The sequence below is a fragment of the Longimonas haloalkaliphila genome (assembly GCF_055379825.1).
The window spans coordinates 3700501-3722200 of the sequence record NZ_AP043948.1 but is presented as its reverse complement, the minus strand read 5'-3'; the positions used below and the strand labels follow the sequence as shown (position 1 = coordinate 3722200).

At 58.5% G+C, this 21700-nt stretch carries 16 protein-coding genes; 6 read left to right on the top strand and 10 right to left on the bottom strand.

The genetic code is table 11. The annotated features are described in order from the left end of the window. Positions 1 to 319: 319 nt before the first annotated feature. The gene (locus ACZ48V_RS14605; RefSeq protein ID WP_464540333.1) at positions 320 to 646 is read right to left on the bottom strand and encodes a hypothetical protein; all 327 of its coding nucleotides are present in this window, start codon (positions 644 to 646) and stop codon (positions 320 to 322) included. 105 nt (positions 647 to 751) lie between these two features. Here ACZ48V_RS14605 and ACZ48V_RS14600 point away from each other — a divergent pair, with 105 nt between their 5' ends. The 3 genes from ACZ48V_RS14600 to ACZ48V_RS14590 all read left to right on the top strand — a co-directional run bounded on the left by ACZ48V_RS14600 (position 752) and on the right by ACZ48V_RS14590 (position 4884). After that, complete coding sequence (locus ACZ48V_RS14600; RefSeq protein ID WP_464540331.1) at positions 752 to 1792, top strand: D-alanine--D-alanine ligase family protein; 1041 nt, start codon at positions 752 to 754, stop codon at positions 1790 to 1792. A gap of 108 nt (positions 1793 to 1900) precedes the next feature. After that, positions 1901 to 3094 (top strand): KamA family radical SAM protein, encoded by a 1194-nt coding sequence (locus ACZ48V_RS14595; protein ID WP_464540329.1) that lies wholly within the window; start codon positions 1901 to 1903, stop codon positions 3092 to 3094. 284 nt (positions 3095 to 3378) lie between these two features. Continuing rightward, positions 3379 to 4884: a hypothetical protein gene (locus ACZ48V_RS14590; protein WP_464540327.1), complete on the top strand. Its 1506-nt coding sequence runs from the start codon at positions 3379 to 3381 to the stop codon at positions 4882 to 4884. Between the two features lie 308 nt (positions 4885 to 5192). Here ACZ48V_RS14590 and ACZ48V_RS14585 read toward each other — a convergent pair whose 3' ends face one another. Next, on the bottom strand, positions 5193 to 6914 hold the full coding sequence (locus tag ACZ48V_RS14585) for a S8 family peptidase (protein ID WP_464540325.1): 1722 nt from the start codon (positions 6912 to 6914) through the stop codon (positions 5193 to 5195). A gap of 276 nt (positions 6915 to 7190) precedes the next feature. On the opposite strand from ACZ48V_RS14585, the gene lhgO reads away from it, so the two are divergent. Together lhgO and ACZ48V_RS14575 are read left to right on the top strand one after the other, a co-directional pair. Beyond that, a complete protein-coding gene (gene lhgO / locus ACZ48V_RS14580; protein WP_464540323.1) occupies positions 7191 to 8405 on the top strand; it encodes an L-2-hydroxyglutarate oxidase in 1215 nt (404 codons plus the stop codon). Between the two features lie 102 nt (positions 8406 to 8507). Continuing rightward, entirely contained in the window at positions 8508 to 10094 is a 1587-nt protein-coding gene (locus ACZ48V_RS14575; RefSeq protein ID WP_464540321.1) for a serine hydrolase, read from the top strand. A 323-nt stretch (positions 10095 to 10417) separates the two neighbouring features. Here the strand turns inward: ACZ48V_RS14575 and ACZ48V_RS14570 are convergent, their stop codons facing one another. From ACZ48V_RS14570 to ACZ48V_RS14540, 7 genes are all read right to left on the bottom strand, one after another. Next, positions 10418 to 11365: an NHL repeat-containing protein gene (locus tag ACZ48V_RS14570; protein ID WP_464540319.1), complete on the bottom strand. Its 948-nt coding sequence runs from the start codon at positions 11363 to 11365 to the stop codon at positions 10418 to 10420. 41 nt (positions 11366 to 11406) lie between these two features. Next, positions 11407 to 11850, bottom strand: a complete 444-nt coding sequence (locus ACZ48V_RS14565) for a hypothetical protein (RefSeq protein WP_464540317.1) — start codon at positions 11848 to 11850, stop codon at positions 11407 to 11409. Between the two features lie 96 nt (positions 11851 to 11946). Then, positions 11947 to 12816: a glucose-1-phosphate thymidylyltransferase RfbA gene (rfbA, locus tag ACZ48V_RS14560; protein ID WP_464540315.1), complete on the bottom strand. Its 870-nt coding sequence runs from the start codon at positions 12814 to 12816 to the stop codon at positions 11947 to 11949. A gap of 67 nt (positions 12817 to 12883) precedes the next feature. After that, positions 12884 to 13474: a Fic family protein gene (locus tag ACZ48V_RS14555; RefSeq protein ID WP_464540313.1), complete on the bottom strand. Its 591-nt coding sequence runs from the start codon at positions 13472 to 13474 to the stop codon at positions 12884 to 12886. Between the two features lie 316 nt (positions 13475 to 13790). Next, positions 13791 to 14351, bottom strand: a complete 561-nt coding sequence (locus ACZ48V_RS14550; protein WP_464540311.1) for a Panacea domain-containing protein — start codon at positions 14349 to 14351, stop codon at positions 13791 to 13793. A gap of 139 nt (positions 14352 to 14490) precedes the next feature. Beyond that, positions 14491 to 17349 (bottom strand): phosphoenolpyruvate carboxylase, encoded by a 2859-nt coding sequence (gene ppc / locus ACZ48V_RS14545; protein WP_464540309.1) that lies wholly within the window; start codon positions 17347 to 17349, stop codon positions 14491 to 14493. Between the two features lie 500 nt (positions 17350 to 17849). Next, positions 17850 to 18485, bottom strand: coding sequence for a porin family protein (locus tag ACZ48V_RS14540; RefSeq protein ID WP_464540307.1), 636 nt, complete (start codon positions 18483 to 18485; stop codon positions 17850 to 17852). Positions 18486 to 18873: 388 nt separating this feature from the next. On the opposite strand from ACZ48V_RS14540, the gene bshA reads away from it, so the two are divergent. Then, a complete protein-coding gene (gene bshA / locus ACZ48V_RS14535; RefSeq protein WP_464540306.1) occupies positions 18874 to 20022 on the top strand; it encodes an N-acetyl-alpha-D-glucosaminyl L-malate synthase BshA in 1149 nt (382 codons plus the stop codon). 191 nt (positions 20023 to 20213) lie between these two features. On the opposite strand, the gene mnmA is transcribed toward bshA, so the two are convergent. Next, the gene (gene mnmA / locus ACZ48V_RS14530) at positions 20214 to 21386 is read right to left on the bottom strand and encodes a tRNA 2-thiouridine(34) synthase MnmA (RefSeq protein ID WP_464540304.1); all 1173 of its coding nucleotides are present in this window, start codon (positions 21384 to 21386) and stop codon (positions 20214 to 20216) included. Positions 21387 to 21700: the final 314 nt, after the last annotated feature.

The following is a 21700-nucleotide window of genomic DNA, read 5'->3' as shown; positions in this document are numbered from 1 at the left end:
TCTCAGTGGGCTCTCAAAAGTAGAAAGCGGGAAAGTAGCAAGCGGGCGCTACGGGTAAAGAACGCTACAGATAAAGGCTGTAGATAGACATAGAAGTAGCAGGCACCGGTGCTACGCATAACAGTCTCGTAACGTAGCAGATAGTTAAGTGTATCAAGTGTCCGCCTAAAACGCAACAGAGAATAGGCAAAGCATGCGTGTCGCATCAAATATTCGGACAGTGGAGTCGTTCGCTCCCGTTCCAGTCGCTTCAACGACCAGATAAATACCAGAAGTGGAGCACGCACAGCAAGGCTTATAGCAACGGCTGCAGCAACAGCTATGCAGATCCCGGGTTGATTTCGGGGTCGACATCCGGACTCGCGCCATCGCCCTCAACAGTTTCCTCAACACCGGGGACAATCTCTTCGATCTCTTCTTCGGCGGGTTCGGCTTCGCGTTCGGCAACCGGTACACCTGTAGCTGGGCCGCGGCGCTGATTCTCGATAACAACCAGCGCTGCTGTTTCGGTAGCGTGGCCACCACCAAGAGCCGTCGTTTCGATGACGTGCCACCCATTAGAGAGATGCTCGTTCAGGGAAGCAAGTCCGTGCGTTTCATCACCTGCTATGCGAATGAGAAGCGCTTTCTGTTCGGGCGTATCCATATTGAGTCTGCGAATCGATTATGAGAACACCAGCGACCTGCGCAACCAAGGTACAATACAACAATACCAATGTCTCATTCCCTAAACTGAACTACTGACTGGCCCATGGCTTCTGTGCCTCGTATCGGTCTTGTCTATGACGTATTTGACGCGTACGAATGGTCCGACAGCGATCCGCCCGATGCCGATGCCGAGTTTGAGCCGATGGAGACGGTCGACGCGCTCGCAGATGCGCTGCGCCGCTGCGAAACCGAGCCGGTACGTGTTGGCACAGCACGCGACCTGCAGCAGCAGCTTTGTGAGGGACTCGCGCTCGACGCAGCAATCACCATCGCAGAAGGGCAGGGCACGCGTAACCGCGAGGCGCATGCCCCGATCTTGCTTGAGCTGGCGGGCATCCCACAGTGGGGCTCTGATGCACTCACGCTCTCCATTACGCTCGACAAAGCCTGTACCAAAGACCTTGCTGTGCGATCCGGTGTGCAGACGCCTGCGTGGACGGTGTTCTCGGAAGCCAGCGAAGTTGCGCCGTCGGCTCTTCCCGCGGGCTTTCCGCTCTTTGTGAAGCCGCGCTACGAAGGTACCTCAAAGGGCATCTTGCCTGCGAGCAAGGTAACCTCGATCGAGGCGCTGCGCCAGGAAGTGGAACGACAGACGCATCTCTACCAGCAAGATGTACTTGTGGAGGCGTTTGTAAACGGGGGCGGTGAGTTTACGGTCGCCGTTGTCGGCAACGATCCGCCTGAAGCGCTGCCAGCCCTGCAGCGCGCGGTGGAGCCAACGACAGGCATCGGCGTGCACGCGCTGGAACGGCGGGGTGGCCCCGATCGTGCGTGGTCATACGCCATTGAGGGCACGCTCTCTGAGACGCTCGAAGCGCAACTCGCGCACGACGCTCTGCGCATCTACCAGAAGCTGGAGTGCCGCGACGTAGCCCGAATCGACTTTCGGGTGGATGCAGAGGGAACGCCCTTCTTTCTGGAGATCAATCCGCTGCCGACGTTCGCCCCCGATGGCACATTTGCCATCATCGCTGAGCTTATGAATCGCTCCTATCCAGACTTCCTCGCCGACGTGCTGGCTCGCGGACTGCGCCGCCTGCAGGTGCTTCCGTCCGTCTCAGCCAACCCGGCAATTGAACAATAACTACGTGCCGTGCGCCGCTAGTGCTATAAGAGCACCCCGCATGCACGGCCGGCCCGCCAGCCTACACGCCAACGTCGTCTCTTGTCATCGACCAACCGCCTTGACTGCATGCCTGCTTCCCGTCCTCACATTGCCGCTGGCCGTTCGCCCGAGTGGACAGACTGGCGCTGGCAGATGCGTAACCGCATCAGCACGCTCGACGACCTCTCCGATTGGATCAAGCCCACAGAGGCCGAGCGCAAAGGTATCGTCGACACCGAGCCGATCTTTCGGTGGAACATCACGCCGTACTACGCTGCGCTTATGGATGCAGACGACCCGGCCTGTCCGGTGCGTCGCCAGGTAGTGCCCCACATCGATGAACTACACGACGACCTTGTTGACGAGCTCGATCCGCTACAAGAGGTTGCGCACTCGCCGGTCAAGAATCTGGTGCACAACTACCCCGACCGCGTAGCGTTCTGCGTGACGGCCGAGTGTGCGGTGTACTGCCGCTTTTGCCTGCGCAAACGCATGGTCGGCGACGCGGATTTCTTCTTGCGAACGGGTGAGTTGCAGGAGGCGATCGACTACATTGCGAATACGCCCGCCATTCGCGACGTGCTACTTACCGGCGGCGATCCGCTCACATTCAACGAAGCGCACCTGGAGTGGCTGCTTTCGCGCCTCTATGCGATCGATCACGTCGAGATTGTTCGCTTTGGCACGCGCATGCCCGTGAAGCTTCCGTACCGCATCACCGATGAGCTGTGCCAGGTGCTGGCGCAGTACACCCCGATGTGGGTCAATACCCACTTCAATCATCCCAACGAACTCACGCAAGACGCCGCCGACGCTATCGACCGGCTGCTGCGTGCCGGAATTCCGGTCGGCAACCAGACCGTGCTGATGCGGGGAATCAACGACGACCCGGATACAATGAAAGCGCTGTGCGAGGGACTCGTGGCCATGCGTGTGCGCCCCTATTACCTGTACCAGGCACAGGTTATCGGGGGCACCGGGCATCTGCGCACACCCATTGAAACCGGGATGCACCTGATGCACGAACTGCGCGGGCACACAACCGGATTCGCAATTCCAACTTATGTGCTCGATACGCCCTACGGCAAAGTACCGCTAAACGAATCGTGGGTACGTGGGCGTGCTGGTGACTACGTCGTTATGGAGACCTACAATGGCACAACGTGGGCCGAGCCCAATCCGCTTTACGATGACAAGCCTGCGATGGAGCTCCCTGCCATTCCATATCCCGACGAAGCTGAAACGGTAGCATCTACCGCACAGGCTCCTGCGGCCGTTTAAGTAGTGCCGAAAATGCTTTTCAGGCTGATGGGTGCAACACGCCGGATACAGGGCAAAGAACCTGTATGCTCACCCACGGTAAGGTTTACTCGGTGCTTATTGCATAAAGAGGGCACTTCGCTTGTTGGTGGAACGTAATAATAGATACTAAAATAGACATTGGTCATGCGCAATGGAGCAGACCGGCTCTGCGTGTTGACTTTGCCAACCTCTCCGGATAAATTGCGCTGTTTCGCTTCGTTGCTTTTCATCGGCTGGACGTGCCGCCGACCTCAACTGTACCTATGATTCGAATCGTTCTTGCTGGACTGGCCGTACTCGCAGCCGTGCTGGCGCTTCTGACTGGAGAGTCGTGGCTATACGCAGCAGCAGGCGGAATCGGTGGGGTCGCACTCGGGCTGGGCGTTCACTGGTGGTGGACGACCTACATAGCCCCTGCGTCGCACGGAGACCGCCGCCGAGCGCGTGGCACGTACGACGAATTCGGACTCTCTGAGGTGCGCCCGATGGCACCATCAGAAGACGAAGAAGCAAAAAAGCAATCCGCTCGCTCCTCTCAAAACGGTGCTGATTCTTCCAAAACAAAGGAGAAAGACGCGCCCGTTGCTAAGAAATCGGCTCCCAACAAGCCAGTCCCTGCCGACGAATCAACCGCTGCTCAGGAAACCGCCGAAGATGAGTCCGATGCTGCCGAAGGTGAGCAAGACACGCGTATCACAGCGTTTGTTCGAGCGCTGCGGTACACGTTACATGCCAACACGGTAGCGCTGCTCGTTCAAGAAGAGATGGCCCTGGAGTACCGGATTGCCGGGCTCGATAGTAAGAACGGACATGTGCAGCATACCGGCACATTCTCTACCTCGCATCCTCTCCTCACTGCCGGCATGTCCCGGTCGAAGGTCACGGTTCGTACGCTCAGCGACAACCCGGATCTTCGGAATGCCCTGAATTACTATACGGATGCACGAAGTGCAGACAAAAGGGTAGACAAAGTGGCGTTCGCCCCCATCCAACACGCGCAGCAGTCCGCCACCTACTTTCTGGTGGTAGATGCATCGGAAGACATACCGCTGGACCATCATCATACGCAGCGCCTGATTGCGCGGAGCGCAGAGACGCTGGGTTCGCTGCTTGGATACGACCCCGCAACGCTTCGTCCGTCGGTAACCGCACAGACCAGTCAGCAGTCCGCGAATAGCGCGAATAGCCAGCGTTCATCGTCGAAGCAGCCGGCCTCACCTGCAGCAGAAAAAAGCGAGTCCGCCGAAAGCTCATCCTCGCAATCGTCTTCGGATCAGGGCGACGTGACGGCCGACTCTGTCGATATCACGACGCCATCGCCGAAGGTAGAGCGACAGGGCCCGCGACCGCGGCTTGAGATTATCGCCGAGGAGATGGAGGTAGCTCGTGCCACGGATATCCCATTGGCCTTGGCTCTGGTGCATGTGAACCGCTCTGAAATACTGGCCGAGCAAGGCCAGGATACGGTCGAGGAAGCAGAGGCGCTACTACTTGATGCGCTTGAAGAGATGGCCGCGGGCCAGCGCGTCGAGCGGTTTGGGGAGCTTACATATGGCATCTTCTACCAGGGTACAATCGACGATGTGGAAGCCTGGACGGTGCACGTTCACCAGAAGATGCAGCGTCGCAGTGATCTGTTGAAGGGAGGCGTAAGCATCGGCGTTACGATGATGGGGCCGCGCCATGAACACGCAAAGGCGCTCCGCACCGAAGCGATGAAGGCGCTCCACGAATCGTATAAGTCAGGCGCGCCGGCACTTATCGACTGAACGCGCACGCTGTTCTGAATGTGCGGGGTTCTTCAAGGGGCTCTCGTCAACGCTTCAAGCCGCATCCTTCTGCACAGGGTGCAGGCCTGTCTGAAGTGAGTCCCATTCCAACACAAACACAGGGAGGGCTATAGATGCTGCCGTGGAGGGCGTTACGAAGCGGCTGCGTCGTTGCGAAATTCATATCCAGGGTCCATTTTCAAGGGAGGGCAGGCGTCCTCTCGTTCTCGCCCGCTCCTTCCCCTTCTATACGTCAACCACGTCAACAGAGCACAGGCCTTCGCTATCCGGACTGGTCTTATATTACGTTACGGTTGGCCTACACGCTCGCTGGCCATCTGTACGGCGTTGTACGCGTTGACAATGCCACCTGTCACGGAAAGTGAGCCAAACTGAACCTGGGTACCAGGCATGTCAGGGTTGTCACTGGGCAGCGTGACTTCATGGTCGGCATACGATACCGCCGATTCGAGAATGATTTCGCGTACGTCTTCAGCAGTAAGCGACGGATAGTACGACATCAGCAGGGCAGCTACGCCCGATACCATGGGAGCCGCCATGCTGGTACCACTGTTGAACCGGTACGCGTTGCCGGTGGTTGCGGAGTAGATCTCGGTGCCGGGTGCGAACACGTCGACGGTGGTAGCGCCGTAGTTTGAAAACGAGGCAACCAACTCTTCGTCCATCGTCCATCCCGAGGCGCCGACCTCAATCCAGTGTGCAGCGCGATCGCCGTCTTCATAGAGTGGCGTGGGGAAGTTATTGCCGTCGTCGTTATCAGATGCACTGTTGCCGGCGGCATGGACCATGAGCACACCGAGCGAATCGGCATAGCGCACAGCCGCGTCAACCGCATGCTTCTGTGGGGAGTAGCTCTTGCCAAAGCTCATGTTGATGATGTCGGCGCCGTTGTCGGCGGCATAACGAATGGCGTTGGCAACATCTTTGTCGCGTTCATCGCCGTCGGGGACAGCGCGGAGTGGCATGATTCGAACAGCGGGTGCTACGCCGTCGATACGGAGCGTTGTGTCGCGTGCCGCTCCAACAATGCCTGCTACATGGGTGCCGTGTCCGGGATCGGGGCCATGCACGTCGGGGTTTCCGTAATAGCGCTCCGAAAGATCGTTGTAGTCATCGCCCACGATAGGCCGCGGGTCGAAGTCCGGGTTGTAGCCATACTCGACCTGTGTGGTCATCCGATCGTAGAAATCCTTGATGTCGCTGGGCGTAAGCCCCTGGTCGTAGAAAAACGTCAGGATCTCAAAAGACTGCTGCGCGCCGGGGTCGTTTGCGTCTTCCAGCTGTGCTACATCGGCGGGAGTGACTTCTTCGACATCCAGATAATTGCGCACGTAGCGGAGCACCTGCTGCACGGTTTCGTGGGCCTGGCGTACGTTCTGAAGACGCTGCTGCGCCTCGTCACGATCGCTGTAAAAATCGGTCTGGATGCGGTAGTAGTAGTCCAGCGAGTCACGCCCGGCGGTAGAAAGGGCGGTCGTGTCGGTCGAGGAGACCCAGTCGCTGTACGTGCGGTAGAGCCGCGTTACCTCGTAGGTATCGGCGTCTACGTTCTCGCCGTCTGCGTTGCCCAGAAAGCTCCACCCGTGCAGGTCATCCACATAGCCGTTGCCGTCGTCGTCAGCGCCGGTGTCTGCCACTTCGCCCTCGTTGCGCCAGATCTGCGGGGCGAGTTCATCGTGACCGGTGTCGACTCCCGAGTCGATGATAGCGACCGTTACGGTGCGCTCGGGCCCCCGGTCGGCGAGCAGGGTGGTGTGGGCGCGATAGGTGCTCAGTCCCGGATAGCCATCGGCTTCCGCATCCATATGAAACCAGGCATGGGGGGGACGATCGGGCGTTATGGCAAAGGTGTCAGGCTCCGGTATGGGGACCTCAAGACGGGGCGCGGGCGCTGGGGGCGTGGTGTCGGAGGGGGCTGTGGGCGAGGTGCTGGCGCATCCACCAATCAAAACACCAACAGAAAGAACGAGCAGAAGCGCAGCGGTTGCGCGCTGGAGGGGGGCGGTCATAACAGTAAACGGTGCATGGTAAAACAACAGGCACCGTATGCTACCCGCAGCAGAGCAGGGTGATTCAGGGCCAGAGAGCTGATCCGCCCTTCCGGCGCGCATCAGGTAGTGGCAAGAACACAGCGGGGGAAACGTCGTGCAATTTGAGCACGGTGTACGAATTGCTTCATAGTAGCGCATGCTGCATGCGTCGCTGGCTCATGTCTACGCCACAAGGTCCAGCGTATCTTTGTCTCGTTGCCTTTCCTATTACTCTCTTAATTGTTTACAGTCAGCATGGATACGTACGATATAGTCATCATCGGCGGAGGCATTGTGGGCCTGGCCACCGCTTATCAGCTTACACAGACCCATCCTGAACTGCGATGTGCTATCCTGGAAAAAGAAGATGCCGTTGCAACCCATCAGACCGGACGCAACTCGGGGGTTATCCATTCGGGTGTGTTTTACACACCGGGCTCGCTGAAAGCCGAGAACTGCCGTAAGGGGCGCCAGAAGCTGGTGGCATTCTGTGACAAGCATGGGGTAGACTACGACATGTGCGGCAAGGTGGTCGTGGCCGTGACAGACGATGAGGTGCCTGAACTGGAGCGCATCCAGGAGAAGGGACGCCAAAATCAGATTGAGTGTACACGCATCGGTCCGGAGCGCCTCCACGAACTGGAGCCGCACACGCAGGGGGTGGCTGCCTTGCACGTGCCCAGCGCGGGGATCGTGGACTACATAGGGATGGCACAGGAGCTGGCGGCTCAGGTGAAGGCCCACGGATACGACGTCTACACAGGCGCCGCCGTGAAAGCGCTCGACGTGACGGACGAAGGCGTTGTCTGCCACACCAAAAGCGGTTCGGTACGGGGGCGGCTGGCTGCAAACTGTGCGGGGCTTTACTCAGATAAGATTGCTCGTATGAGTGGGCAGGAGCCGGGGGCGCAGATCGTGCCGTTCCGGGGAGAGTACTACGAGTTGGTGCGCGAGCAGCGCGGGCTGTGTAACAACCTGATCTACCCGGTTCCCAATCCTGATTTCCCGTTCCTGGGTGTGCACTTTACGCGCATGATTGACGACCGTGTTGAATGCGGGCCGAGCGCCGTACTGGCGTTTGCGCGCGAGGGCTATACATTCAGCGACGTCAACTTGAAAGAGCTATGGGAGACAGTTACGTATCCGGGATTCGTTCGGCTGAGTGCCAAACACTGGCGGATGGGCCTCTACGAGATGGCCCAGTCGCTCAGCAAGCAGACCTATGTGCAGGCGGCGCAGCATCTCATTCCTGAAGTGACATCCGATGATCTTATCCCGTCGCCGGCTGGGGTGCGTGCCCAGGCCGTGCGCCGCGACGGATCGCTCGTCGACGACTTCCTTATTCAGGCTACCGACCGCGTGGTGAACGTAATCAACGCCGCGTCGCCCGCGGCTACGGCATCCCTCCAGATCGGTCAGCACATCACCGATACATACCTCACGCCGCGTCTGCAAGCCGTGAGTGCGTAAACACGGGGTGCTACTGTTGATGATGGGCGGGCTGCATCGTAGTATGAAAGCAGCCTCCTGAAAGCGCTTGCTGTCTTTACCATTGCTCAAGACCACCCAAACATGCGTCCTATCCCGATGCCACGTCTGTTACGCACGCCCGCATGCACGCTGTGCTTTGTCTTTCTTGCCCTTGTGCTTGCCGGACCAGCATCGGCGCAAGACGTCGATCTGGACTGGCTGCCGGCTTATATTGAGGAGGGAATGGCAGACTGGGAGATTCCCGGTATGGCCGTGGCTGTGGTTCACAACGACGAAGTCGTCTTTGCTGAGGGATTCGGGGTGCGCTCGCTTAACGAATCCGGAGCAGTCGACGCGCATACGGTTTTTGGCGTAGCATCGACGACGAAAGCAATGACGGCAGCCAGCCTCGCTATGCTGGTAGAGCGTGGCGAGCTCGACTGGGATGCACCGGTGGTGGAATATATGCCGGAGTTTCAGCTGAGCGATCCGTGGGTAACGGCCCAGGTGACGCCGCGCGACCTGCTTACGCACCGTGTCGGGGTGGGGCGTATGACCGGAAACCGGCTGCGTTTCTTGCCCGACCGGGAGCGTTCTGCGATCATCCACCAGATGCGCTACCACGACTTCGAGCAGCCCTTCCGGCAGGGGTTTGTCTATTCGAACGTGATGTACTCGGCGGCTGGCGAGCTCATCCCTGCCATTACTGGCACGTCGTGGGATGACTTCCTTCGCGAGCAGCTGTTCGATCCGTTGGGGATGGAGCGCACCACCACGAGCATCACACAGTTCGACCCCGACGACGAGAACATCGCCGCCCCTCATCAAGAGATCGAAGGCACGGTGCGGCCTATTTCGCCTCGTAACTTCGACAACGTCGGGCCCTCCGCATCCGTCAACACCAGCGTTACTGAAATGGCGCAGTGGATGCGTCTGCATCTGGATACACCCGGCGTATACGAAGGGCGCCGGCTCATTGACGAAGCTCTGATGCGTGAGATGCATAGCGCCCAGAACCCGCTTGCCGCGCAAGACCCGTATACGGAGATGAACGCATACGGGCTGGGATGGAGCCTGCGCGAGCACCGCGGCCATCGCATCCTGCAACACGGGGGCGCTACCGACGGCATGAACACAAACCTGGTGCTGCTGCCCGAGGAGGATGTGGGAGTCATCATTATGACGAACACCTTCAACCGCTTTATGACGGCCGTGGGCAACGAAGTCCTGGACGCGTTCCTGGGCGAGCGTGGCACCGGCAACTGGCATCCGCGGATTCGCGCAGCCTACGAGCAGCAGTACGAGGCAGCCATGGAGCGTCGCCTCCGCAAAGAGGCCCAGCGCCAGGAGGGTACGTCTCCAACATTTGCAATGGATGCGTACACCGGGACCTACACCGACGATCTGTACCTGAATGCCGAAGTGTTGACCCCCGACGAAGGGGCGCTCGCCATTACGTTCTGGGACAACGAAGACATGACGCTCGATCTGGAGCACTGGCACCACGACACCTTCCGGGCCGGGTGGCGCAACCCGGCTATGCGCGAAAAGTTTGTCTGGTTCGACATGGATGACAGCGGCACCATCCAGACGCTAAATGTGCGATGGACGCTGCGTCCGGTGCTGCTTCAGGTGGGCATCTACCCGACCGATTACTACCGCGAGGTAGCGTTTGAGCGCGTGGAGTGATAGACGAAGCAATGTTTGTCCTCCTCCCCGGCGCATCAACGGAGCAAGGCAGTAATTTAAGGGAGGCACCGCTACAAACGTAGGTACAAACGTAGGGCTACGGGTCTACGGTTACAGCATAGCGATGTACTTGCGGGTATGGCGTGTCGATGACCGTGTAGAGCCGCCCTTCCGCATCCACCTGAGCAGGCTCGCCAATGTCTGGGGTTTGCGTGTCTTCCCAGACGATCGCATCCAGAAAGCGTCCATCTGGAGCAAAGAGGTCGATTGTGGCGCGGTACGTGGGGGACGGAGCGTTCTCGTTGATCTCACGTTAGAGCTGCTCATCTGGGTTGCGCGTGATACGTAAAGGTGAGCCAGTGCCCACTTGGTAGGACGAAGGGGCCCTTCAGGGTACTGTATCCACGGATGCGAAAGCCCCCGTCCATGTCGTAGCGCCCAACGCCCACCATGTAGTCAACTTCGCGAGTGATCGTACGCGCTGGCGTGCCCACAGCGTCGAGGCTCCACAATGCATACTGGCCAATGCCAAGCCGCCCAACCAGGGAGTCGCCGTGGACCGTTAGTCCTGCGCTGTGTGCTAATCCCTCTTCATCAACGGGGTCATCGTGGAGCACGATCTCTGTGTCATCAACGATCGTTTGTGTGTCAAGATCAAAGCGGTAGATGTGCTCACCTACGTGCCCCCAAATAGGAGCAGCCAGCAGAAGGTGGCCCTCTGGTGAAGTCCCTACAAGCGCGTTAACCTGGGTGTCTTCACCGATAGAGTACGAGTCGATGTAGGAGCCGTCGGTATCGAAGTGTTCGATGCGGGTGCCCATCTGGTGGAGCACGTATAGGTTGCTTCCACCGAGGGCAAGCACGCGCTCTTGGAATGTGTTCTGAAACTCGCCGGGCCCTTCGCCTTGACGACCGGCAGTCCAGCGGAGCGTGCCGTCGGGGGCAAAGCCCTTGAGTTGGCTGGTTTGGCGGTCAAAGACGTACAGATGGCCTGTATCGTCTGCAACGAAGGTGCGTGCATCGCCCAGCATTGCGTCGGTACCATCGTCGGCGCCGTAGGTCTGCTCAAGATCGAAGGCGATAGGTGATGCGTCGCGATCGACCCACAGTCCAGGCCCGGCATTGCGGATATGAAGCACCCCATCGCGCTCTTCGATGGAAACCTCATGCGCGTCGCTTTGGCACCCCACCACGAGCAGTGCCCCAAAAGCAAAGATGAGCGTGACGCAAAAACAGTGCGTTATCTTGATACGACGATAACAAGTCATCATGAGAGGTGGTGTTTAATGAGATAGCAGCTATAAACGGGCAGCTATAAGTTGGCATGCTGGCGGACCGCACGCACGAGGCCGTTCGGATCATCGGTGCCAACCAGCAGCGTGGCACCGTTGCGAAGCGTGAGCTTCACGGCCTGCGTTCCCGATACATTGTAGAGCCAGCCCTCGGGCGTGTAGCGGATACCGTAGCCATAGTACCAGGGATACGTGATGGACTCGGCGTTGCGGAGTGCTACCAGCGGAATCTCCTTGGACCAAACGCCCCATCCAAAATACCAGCGTATCGAAGCAGGTGTCACTTCAACCGTGAGCGCATAGAAGATGGTGAGCGTGAGTGCGACCAATCCGAGCACGGTACCCCCAACCAGCCAAGAAATGTCTTGTGTGACTATCAGCGTCGCCAGGCCAACAGCAGCAAACCCGACAACACTCAAGATGACGGTGCCGACTTGCGTGTGTTGGTACCGAATCGACATCATAGGCAGGGCGGCCAGTGCACGAACACGGGGAGCGATGTGCTTTAGAAGGTAGCGTGAACGGCCCTGGATTGCAAGTCTGGCTGATGCTTTCGCCGATCACGCATCGGCGATGAGTCGCCTCAGATACGCGCCGTACGGGCTATTCCCGCAGATCGCGGCGCGTTTCGCAACGGCCTCTGCATCAATCCAGCCCTGGCGGTAGGCAATTTCCTCCAGACAGGCGACTTTCAGCCCCTGTCGCCGCTCGATGGTCGCAATAAAGTTGGTGGCTTCCCACAGCGCATCGGGGGTGCCCGTATCCAGCCAGGCCATGCCGCGCCCCAAGCGCTCTACTGTAAGCGTGCCCCGCTGCAGATAGGCACGATTGACGTCCGTAATCTCCAGTTCGCCTCGGTCGGAGGGCGTAAGCGACGCCGCGATATCGACGACATCGGCCGTGTACAGGTAGAGCCCCGTTACCGCGATGTTAGAGGGCGGAACGTCCGGCTTTTCGATGATGTCGGTAACGGTGCCATCGGCGTCGAAGTCGACCACGCCGTAGCGCTCGGGGTCGCGTACCGGATAGCCGAATATGGTGCCGCCTTCGACGGTGGAGGCCGCGTGTTGCAGGCGCTGCCGCAGGCCATCGCCATAGAACAGGTTGTCGCCCAGAATGAGCATAACCGGCGCATCCCCAATAAAATCGGCCCCGATACGAAACGCATCGGCAATGCCGCGGGGCGCGTCTTGCGTGGCGTACGAGAGATTCAGCCCCCACGGTGCGCCGTCGCCCAGGAGCGCCTCAAAGCGCGGACGGTCGTGCGGCGTGGTGATGACGAGGATGTCGCGAATGCCCGCCAGCATGAGCACCGACAGCGGGTAGTAGATCATTGGCTTGTCGTACACTGGAAGGAGCTGCTTGCTGAGCGCCTCAGTCGCCGGGTAGAGACGCGTTCCGCGTCCGCCCGCCAGCACAATACCGCGCATAGAATGAGTGGGAGGTGATTGAGAAAAGCAGTGGGATACCTTTACGCTTCTTCGGAGCCGGTTTGGCCTACTCGTTCAACGAGTCGATGGGATGAATGTAGCGCGTCCAGAACGAAAGTACAATGTCGAAATATGTGCGGTAGAGGTCTTCGTCGTAGTAGTCTACGTGCGCAGGAGCCCGCTTGTGGCACTTATTCATGCGACGGAGAAACTCCTTCTTCTTACGGTCGAGTGCTTCCCAATCTATGTACCACCCTTGGGTATGCAGATAGATCGTCACAATGAGTCGGCTGATGCGTCCGTTTGCATCGTAGAACGGGTGTACGCGGTTAAACCGCATGTAGAACTCGATTGATGCGGCTTTGGGAGCATCTGTATCCTGAAGTACCGAAAATGCATTGCCCAGGTCATCCGAAATATCTTCGGGGGGTGACCCCGAAACCCTCATCTTTAGACGCTGGGGACGCCGACCGCCAAAGCTGACTGCCCCTGCATATGGATCGGTAGCTTTCCTGAAGTCGCCTGCATTTTTGAGAATACCGGCGTACAGCCCGTGGTGAAAAATACGGGCCGATTTGCGAAGCACCTCGCTGGCATGGTCTACGAGAGCGCCATCGTTTACAAGCGCCTGGGCCATCGTCTCGTATTCGCGTTCCAATATCGCATACCGTGTACGAATTTTGGTAGTGGATAGACGCTAAATGATAAAGCGATTGAATGCAGCAGCTCTTTCTTCTTCGAACCCCCTCTCCCTACGGGTTTCTCCCCCTTGGCCAAGGGGGAGATGTCGGCAGACAGAGGGGGTTTGAGCAGGTTGCGATGATGTAAACCACAGGCAATCATTTAACATTGAACCGCTACCCGAATTTTTTCTTGGGCGACTTCAACAGGCATCTCCGAATTGACGCCGAAGTCGCGAATAAGCTCGGCCAGATAGTCGAGTTCGTTTGAAATAGCCGCCTGTGTCGGTCGTTCTACTCGGAGGCGAGTGCTTTAAAACGATCTACGGTGCGATCTATGTGTTTGCCAGCCTCGTGAAGATGATGCCGGTACGCGTTGTACGACGGATAAGCCGTGGCCTTCTGGGCCTCCTCGTCCGTCATGTCTAGCACATATGCATAGCTCAGGTTGCTCGCCACTGGATAGAACGGTCCGTTTTCGGGGTCGAACGGAAAGTTTTTGGCAAACCGCTGCGTCTGGTAGTACGACCGGATCGTAGACTCTGGGATGATCTCGTTCTTCGGGGTCTGCTGCCACGGTGCCTCGTGGTGTATCAGGACCGAGAGTGTGAGTGCGCTGAGTGGTGCGTAGCTCGTAATCACCATATCCGCAACAGCACGGGCCTGCTCGCTCCAACCAGATGGTGGAGCGCTATGCTCGGAGGCGATGGCCTCGCTCCCGTAGCTCCGATACCCATGGTACACCGACTGGTTTACAGGACCGTAGTCCCACTTCTCAAAGGACAAGGGCACAGTTTTGTGTCCAGCCACCAGTCCCCACGCTTTCACGTAGTAAAGAAGCTTTTGAAGCTTCATCGGCGCCACATTGCCGTATTGGCTGGCCTCCCTGACAACGTATTGCGCCAACGAACGCATACTGTTCATGGCCGAAGATTTTAGGTGCGAATAGGGCGCATATGGACCATAGTGCTACCTATGTTCAAATAGCATGATCCTACCCCGTGCTCTGCATGGCGGCGGCGATGCCGTTGATGCTGAGCAGGAGTGCTTCTTGCAGCAGGGCCTCCTCATCTGGCGAGCCGTTCTCTGCGGCGGTGCGGTGGCGCTGCATGAGTTCGATCTGGATCAGGTTGAGCACGTCGGTGTAGGGATTGCGCAGCCGTATCGATTTTTTGAGTACGGGACTGTTATCAAAGAGATTGCGCTGTCCGGTGAGGTCGAGGAGGGCGGCGTGCGCGGCGTCGAAGTCCTCATGCAGCTGCTCAGGGAACGGGGCGTCGGGGCCTGCGTCGGCGTACATATCTGCAATAACGAGGCGGGCCCGGGCCATTTCGCGCTGGGCGCTGTCAACGGCGCCGCGAAAGAACGGCCAGGTGCGGTAGAGCCGCTGCAGGATATCGCGCGCATTGTCGTGGGTACGCATTGCCTCGGCAATGCCCGCGCCGGTGCCGTACCAGCCCGGTACGTTGAAGCGCGTCTGCGTCCATGCGAAGACCCACGGAATGGCGCGCAGGTCGTCGAACGCGACATCTTCGCCATCGGAGCGCGATACCGGGCGCGAGGCAATGGGCAACTGGCTGATGTGCTCAATGGGAGTCGTTTGCGTATACCACGACCAGAAGTCTGCATCGTCGATGAGGTTGCGGTAGGCCGTCTGGGCGGTTTCGGCCAGGGTGTCGAGCACGGCAACAACCTCCTTGTTGTGATGCGGGGCGTCGCGGTCGGGCTCGGCCGTGGTCGTGATCATCGCGTTCACGATCTGCTCGACATGCCGCCGGGCGATTTCGGGCAGTCCGTATCGGAACGAGATGATCTCGCCTTGCTCAGTAAAGCGAATGCGTCCGTTATGCACGCTCTGGGGCAGGCCGCGAATGGCCTGGTGCGTGTGGCCGCCGCCGCGCCCCACGCTGCCGCCGCGTCCGTGAAACAGGCGCTGGTCTACATCGTGGCCGTTGGCGGTCTGCCCGAGCCGGTCGATGGCCTGATGCAGTGCCCAGTTGGCCATCCAGTAGCCGCCGTCTTTGTTGCTGTCGGAGTAGCCGAGCATGACTTCCTGAAAGCGATCGCGCGCCTGCAGGTGGGGGCGATACGCGTCGTGCGTGTAGAGGTCGATCATGCGCTCATGGGCGTGCGCCAGGTCGTCGATCGTCTCGAAGAGCGGAACAAAGTCGAGCGGGGCCTGGAAGCCAGACTCGGTATGCTGGCCCCAGCCGGTTTCTTTGGCCAGGAGCATCGGCTCCAGCACGTCGCTGATTGAGTGCGTCATGCTCACGATGTAGCTACCCACTGCGTTCGTATCGATCTTGTGGATGGTATGCAGCAGGTCAAATACCTCCAGCAGTGTAGCGGCATCGTCGGGCAGGTTTTCGGTGCTGCGCAGGAGCGGACGCGGGTTGTTTAGCTCTTCCGTGAGTACGGCTTGCTTTTCTTCTTCAGAGAGCGCAGCGTAATCCGCGGTGACGCCGGCCTCACGGAGTATAGCGGCAACGGCCGACTCATGGATCTTGCTGTGCTGCCGCACGTCGAGCGCAGCGAGGTGGAAGCCGAATGTGCGCACGAGCACGCGTGTGCGATGGAGTTGGCCTGTATACGCTGCATCGTCGAAGCCCTGATCATTGAGGCTGTCGACGAGCACCTGCAGGTCGGCCAGCAGGTCGTCGGGGCGGTAGGCCGAGGTGCGTGGGTCGAGGCGGCAGGCTTCGAGGGTTTCGTACTCGGTGGCCTCCTGCAGCTGTTCGAGCTGCGCCATCATGTAGCTGATCTTCTCGCGATACGGTTCGCGATCGTAGCGGTCGGCAATCGCATCCGGCAGGCGGTCGTTGGCGCGGTCTGCCTTCAACGAGTTGCGGAGCACCTCGGGCAGGCCGTACTGGCGAATCGACAGGCTCAGTTCGTCGCGAAGATCTTTAAGCTCGTTCTGTAGATGTGTAAGCGTTTTGAGGCGCTGGCGCTTGAACGTCCACCGCGTCACGTCGGGCGTTACGTTGGGGTTGCCGTCGCGATCGCTTCCGATCCATGAGCGATACTTTATAAACGCCGGGAGCTCGGTCGTCTCGCCGTAGTGACTTCGCAGGGCATGGTGCACGTCCTGGTGAATGCGCGGGACGGTGTCCCAGATGGTGCTGTAAAGGAAGTAGTGTCCTTGCTGCACCTCATCGTGGACAGTGGGGCGCGCCGCCCGGATCTCGTCGGTGCCGAGCAAGAAGACAATATGTGCGTAGAGCGTGTCGAGCGCCTCAGCTCGTTCGTCAGGCGTCGCCTCGGTAGAATGCAGTACCGTAAGCTGCTTGGCCATATCGCGCTGCTTGTGCAGCACCGTCTGGCGACGTGCCTCAGTCGGGTGGGCGGTGAGAGTAGGCTGCACATCGATCTGGTGGAGAATGCCCTCGACCTTGTCGAGCGGAATGTCTTCGTTCTCCAGCGTCTTGATAGCAGCTTCGATGGATTCGGGGCGAGGCTCCGGGGTGTACCCGTTGCTCGACCCCGGACCCAGCGGCCAGTCGGCGGGGCCGGAGTGGCGCGCGCGCTCCCGGTTGATGCGGATAATTTCACGCTGCTCCGCCTGGTTCACCAGATGGAAGAACGTGGTGTAGACGTGCAGCAGGTCTTTCAGCTCGCGCGTAGAGAGGGCGGCCATAGCGTCAGCCACCGCCTTGCGTGGCTCAGGAGTTCCCGTTTCAACGCTCTGCTTGCACTTCACCCGAAACTGTTCTACGCGGTCGAACACCTCCTTGCCCAGATGCGCACGGGTAGCCTCTCCCAGCATATGGCCGAGCAAGTTTACCTGTCGGCTTAGCGGTTTCGAGATGCCAGTGCCTTCGGCTTCGATGTCGAGTCCATGCCAGCGTATCATAAGCGGAGCGAGCGAGTCTACAGAAAAAACGTCTACACATCATGATACAAACCGATCATGACAAACCGTAGCTCCAACGTGTCTGCGCAGGGCAGAGTTGCTTTGCTTTGGAGGTGGTGTGACTATGCGAGCAGACCTGTACCTTTTGAAGCGCACCGCATGCACACCGGCCGTGTCCTTCGGCACGGACCTCCAGCACTATCTACGCGGCACTGTTTCTAATAAACGGTGAGCGCGAGGATTAGGTGGTAGGGGGCGGTCAACGACGGGAATCGCTACAAAAAAACCTGGAGGCAGCGGCTTCGAGCCCCCACAGCCCGAAGCCGCCATTGAGTACGTATTCGCAGACAACCCACGCCGGGTCAGAAATGCAGACGCGAATACGCGAAGTGAGCGTTCACACACGCCCTCCAGGAAAGACAGACATTAACAGGCGGATGTTGAGTCGGCGGGGCTATTTATAAGAGCGTGTTGCCCCACTGCATCCGGCCATGACACCGTTAAAAGAATACGTGGAGACGAACGCTGAAGGCGCTCAGGTTCGGGCTCTCGCTGGGCTGAATGGACGTTCCCAGGATCTCAAACTCGTCTTCAACCAGCGAAGTGACGCCAAACTCGTACCGTAGCTCAGGAGTCAGACGCAGTCCGGCCAGGTTGAATTCGACACCGGCGCCGATATTGCCGGAAAGCGTGACGTCTTCAAGGCCGTCGCCCAGATCGTTTTCACCGATGGGAAAGGAGACCTGTGGACCCGCCATTGCATACGGCGTTACGAGCGGCAACGTGAAGCGATACTTTAGGTCGAGCGGGATCTCAATGGTGCTCAGGCTAAACGATTCGCTATCGAGCAGGTCGCCTGCATCATCAAAGTCTTCAAAGCGGTACTCTCCCACACGGCGGTAGATCGCCCCCAGACGGAGTCCGAGTACGGCAAAGTCGCGGTTGAAAGCCAGTCCGACGTGGTATCCGGTCGACGACTCAAAGTTAGCACTGGCACTTTCGCTGCTTAGGTCGTCGAGGCTTTCAAAGTTGAGTCCGCCTACCACGCCGATCTGAGCGTGGGATTGCTGGGGGACGAGAAGAAAGCCGAGGCTGGCAACAAGAAGGAGTAGGGTGCTATAGCGAAGACGGTTCATACTGCGGACAGAAGGGTAGTTCAAGAAACTAAAGGGGGTGTTTGAATCATGAATCGCATGAAGCGACTGAATCGCATGTGGTAAGCTGTTACGTACGCACCGGTATGCGTCCATGACTTCACAGATGCAGACGCTTCGTCGTGCCGAAAAGTAACAGCGGCAGGGCGTGGTCAACAAACATCCGAGAGAGCGTCTAACAGATCAGCCGAAATAGAGCACAGCTGTTGCCGGCGTTTCCATTGTGTAATCTCTTTGCGCGGTTGGTATCACCAGGTGCAACCTTGCAGCGCAATACCATGTTGGGCACAGACGCAGTACCGGTGCAGCACACGGTTATGTGTCCACCGGTGTGCATCCGTCAAGCGCGTTCACCATACAGATAGCGTTTATGAATATTGGCATCACCTGCTACCCGGTGTACGGGGGCAGCGGCGTTGTAGCTACAGAGTTAGGGAAAGCCCTGGCGCATCGAGGACATACAGTGCACTTTATCTCGTCGTCGCTTCCGTTCCGGCTCTCACACATGGGCGGAAACGTCTATTTCCATGAGGTGAATGTACAGTCGTATCCCCTCTTTGACTATCCGCCGTACACGCTTTCGCTTACCAGTAAGATGGTAGACGTGGCCAAGCACAACGGGCTCGACGTGATGCACGTGCATTACGCCATTCCGCACGCGACCAGTGCTGTCATGGCCCGTCAGATTCTGGCTGGTCAAGGGATCCATCTGCCGGTGATCACAACGCTGCATGGCACAGATATTACCCTCATCGGCCAGGACCCGTCATTCGCACCGGTCGTGACGCATTCGATCAATGAGTCGGATGGCGTCACCGCGGTGTCTGACTATCTGCGTGATGAGACGTTTGAACGCTTCGATATTACGGGAGACATCGAGGTGATTCCCAACTTCATTGATATGGAGCGCTTTCACCGCCTCGACAAAGATCACTTCAAGCAGGCGCTGTGTCCGAATGGAGAGAAGGTCATCGTGCACGTGTCAAACTTCCGCCCGGTGAAGAACGCTCCGCAGGTTGTTGAGATCTTCCATCGTCTGCGGCAAGAGGACCTGCCGGTGCGTCTGCTGCTGGTTGGTGACGGGCCCGATCGTACACCAGCCGAGCAGCGCGCTCGCGAGTTGGGGGTATACGACGACATCCGCTTTCTGGGTAAGCAGGATCCGGTTGAAGAAATACTCTCCATTGCCGATGTATTCCTGATGCCAAGTGGCTCGGAGACGTTCGGGCTTGCCGCTCTGGAAGCAATGGCCTGTGAGGTGCCAGTTGTAGCAAGCAACATTGGCGGACTCCCAGAGCTTGTTATAGACGGTGAAACTGGATTTCTCTGCCCACTTGACGACATCGATGCGTTCACCGAGCGTACTCGTCTGCTGCTCACCGACGATGAGCGTCAGACGGAGATGGCTGCGGCTGCACTGGAGCGGGCGCGCTCTACCTTTCACGTAGATCAGATCGTACCGCAGTACGAGGCGCTGTACGAGCGCGTTCGCGACGAGGCCGGACTTGTTGAAGCGTAGCCGTAGCGTACGCAGCAGGCAGCATACTTACCAGCATGGGGCGCGATGCTGAAGCACCTCAGAGCCCAAGGTAAAAACCAAACAGGTTCTAAATACCGACGAGGCCCCCATCTGATATGGGCGGCCTCGCTTTTTTGTGTGCTGTTATTGGTGCGTATCGAGTATTGGTGCGTATCGAGCGCCTGCTGCTGTTATGCAGCTGGGGAGACGGCTTCGGCATCCATTTCAGAAGCATCTGCCGTCTTAGGCTCGTCGGCGGTGCCGACCTCGTGAATCCAGCCGCCACCCAGTACGTCTTCGCCCTCATACAGGACAATCGATTGCCCGGCCGTAATGGCACGTCGCGGCTCAGCGAACGCCACATGTAGCATATCGTCATCGTCTTGCCAGGTCAGGCAGCCTGCGCCAGGGTCGTTGTACCGGATTGCACCCCAGGCCGGACGCTCCTCGTGAAGCGAGGGATACTTGATCAGATTCACCTCGCCTGCTTTCAGGGTTTGCTGCATGAGCTCCTCTTTGGGGCCCACCGTGATGGTATTGGTGTCAGGATTGATGTGGGTAACATACACTCGCTCGCCCAGAGCCAGGTCGAGTCCGCGCCGTTGACCGATCGTGTAGAAGGGGTAGCCATCGTGCTCCCCGACTACGGTTCCATCTTTCAGGACAAACTTTCCTCCGGCAACTTCTTCTTCCAGGCCATCAACGCGGTCGCGAAGGAAGCGCCCGTAGTCATTATCGGGTACGAAGCAGATCTCATAAGAGTCCGGCTTATCAGCCACGCTGTCGAGCCCAAAGTCAGAGGCCATCTGGCGGATCTCGGGCTTCTCGTACGTACCCAGTGGGAAGATGGAGCGTGCCAGGTGCTCCTGAGGGAGGCCCCACAGCGCATAGCTCTGATCTTTGTTGCGATCGAGTCCACGCTTCAACAGATAGCGATCAAGCGCATCGTCATACTGGACACGGGCGTAGTGTCCGGTTGCGATATACTCGCAGTCGAGGTCATCGGCTCGGCGCAGGAGGGCGGCCCATTTGATGTGTGTGTTGCAGAGCACGCACGGGTTGGGCGTACGCCCGGCCAGATACTCGTTGGTAAACCGCTCAATGACCCAGTCGCCGAACTCCTCGCGGATGTCCACGATGAAGTGTGTGAAGCCATGGCGTAGTGCGATGGCACGCGCGTCGTTGATGGATTCAAGTGTGCAGCAGCCGACTTCTTTACCACTGCTGCCCCCGCTGGTCGAATAGTCCCAGGTCTTCATGGTGATCCCCACGACATCGTAGCCCTGCTCGGCAAGCAGCACAGCGGTAACCGATGAATCTACGCCGCCACTCATGGCAACAAGTACACGTCCCTTCGAACTCATAATGTTCTTTTTATTGGAGTTTATTTCGTGCAACGCATTGCGTATACGGTGCATTGCTCAGCGTCTACTGCTACAGGTGGCGACACACAAGACACACAGGTGGTCGGGTGGCAGCAACCTGAGGGTCGAGACAATGTGGCGCAATGCGTCGCGTCAAACAAGTGATAAAAGCAACGAGAGCATGATCTCTCCGTTCCTGTTCAGGTGTCTTCAGCCAGTCTATGCGCAGGATAGATAAGACGTGCGTTGCAATTCGCGCCGGTGGCCTCCATCTCTTCACAGTTACCTGCAGGTGTACTGGTAGTGCAGCGATT

Coding starts and splice junctions, on each gene's coding strand:
- ACZ48V_RS14605 (WP_464540333.1), bottom strand. CDS start 646: ATGGATACGCCCGAACAGAAAGCGCTTCTCATTCGCATAGCAGGTGAT.
- ACZ48V_RS14600 (WP_464540331.1), top strand. CDS start 752: ATGGCTTCTGTGCCTCGTATCGGTCTTGTCTATGACGTATTTGACGCG.
- ACZ48V_RS14595 (WP_464540329.1), top strand. CDS start 1,901: ATGCCTGCTTCCCGTCCTCACATTGCCGCTGGCCGTTCGCCCGAGTGG.
- ACZ48V_RS14590 (WP_464540327.1), top strand. CDS start 3,379: ATGATTCGAATCGTTCTTGCTGGACTGGCCGTACTCGCAGCCGTGCTG.
- ACZ48V_RS14585 (WP_464540325.1), bottom strand. CDS start 6,914: ATGACCGCCCCCCTCCAGCGCGCAACCGCTGCGCTTCTGCTCGTTCTT.
- lhgO (WP_464540323.1), top strand. CDS start 7,191: ATGGATACGTACGATATAGTCATCATCGGCGGAGGCATTGTGGGCCTG.
- ACZ48V_RS14575 (WP_464540321.1), top strand. CDS start 8,508: ATGCGTCCTATCCCGATGCCACGTCTGTTACGCACGCCCGCATGCACG.
- ACZ48V_RS14570 (WP_464540319.1), bottom strand. CDS start 11,365: ATGATGACTTGTTATCGTCGTATCAAGATAACGCACTGTTTTTGCGTC.
- ACZ48V_RS14565 (WP_464540317.1), bottom strand. CDS start 11,850: ATGATGTCGATTCGGTACCAACACACGCAAGTCGGCACCGTCATCTTG.
- rfbA (WP_464540315.1), bottom strand. CDS start 12,816: ATGCGCGGTATTGTGCTGGCGGGCGGACGCGGAACGCGTCTCTACCCG.
- ACZ48V_RS14550 (WP_464540311.1), bottom strand. CDS start 14,351: ATGAAGCTTCAAAAGCTTCTTTACTACGTGAAAGCGTGGGGACTGGTG.
- ppc (WP_464540309.1), bottom strand. CDS start 17,349: ATGATACGCTGGCATGGACTCGACATCGAAGCCGAAGGCACTGGCATC.
- ACZ48V_RS14540 (WP_464540307.1), bottom strand. CDS start 18,485: ATGAACCGTCTTCGCTATAGCACCCTACTCCTTCTTGTTGCCAGCCTC.
- bshA (WP_464540306.1), top strand. CDS start 18,874: ATGAATATTGGCATCACCTGCTACCCGGTGTACGGGGGCAGCGGCGTT.
- mnmA (WP_464540304.1), bottom strand. CDS start 21,386: ATGAGTTCGAAGGGACGTGTACTTGTTGCCATGAGTGGCGGCGTAGAT.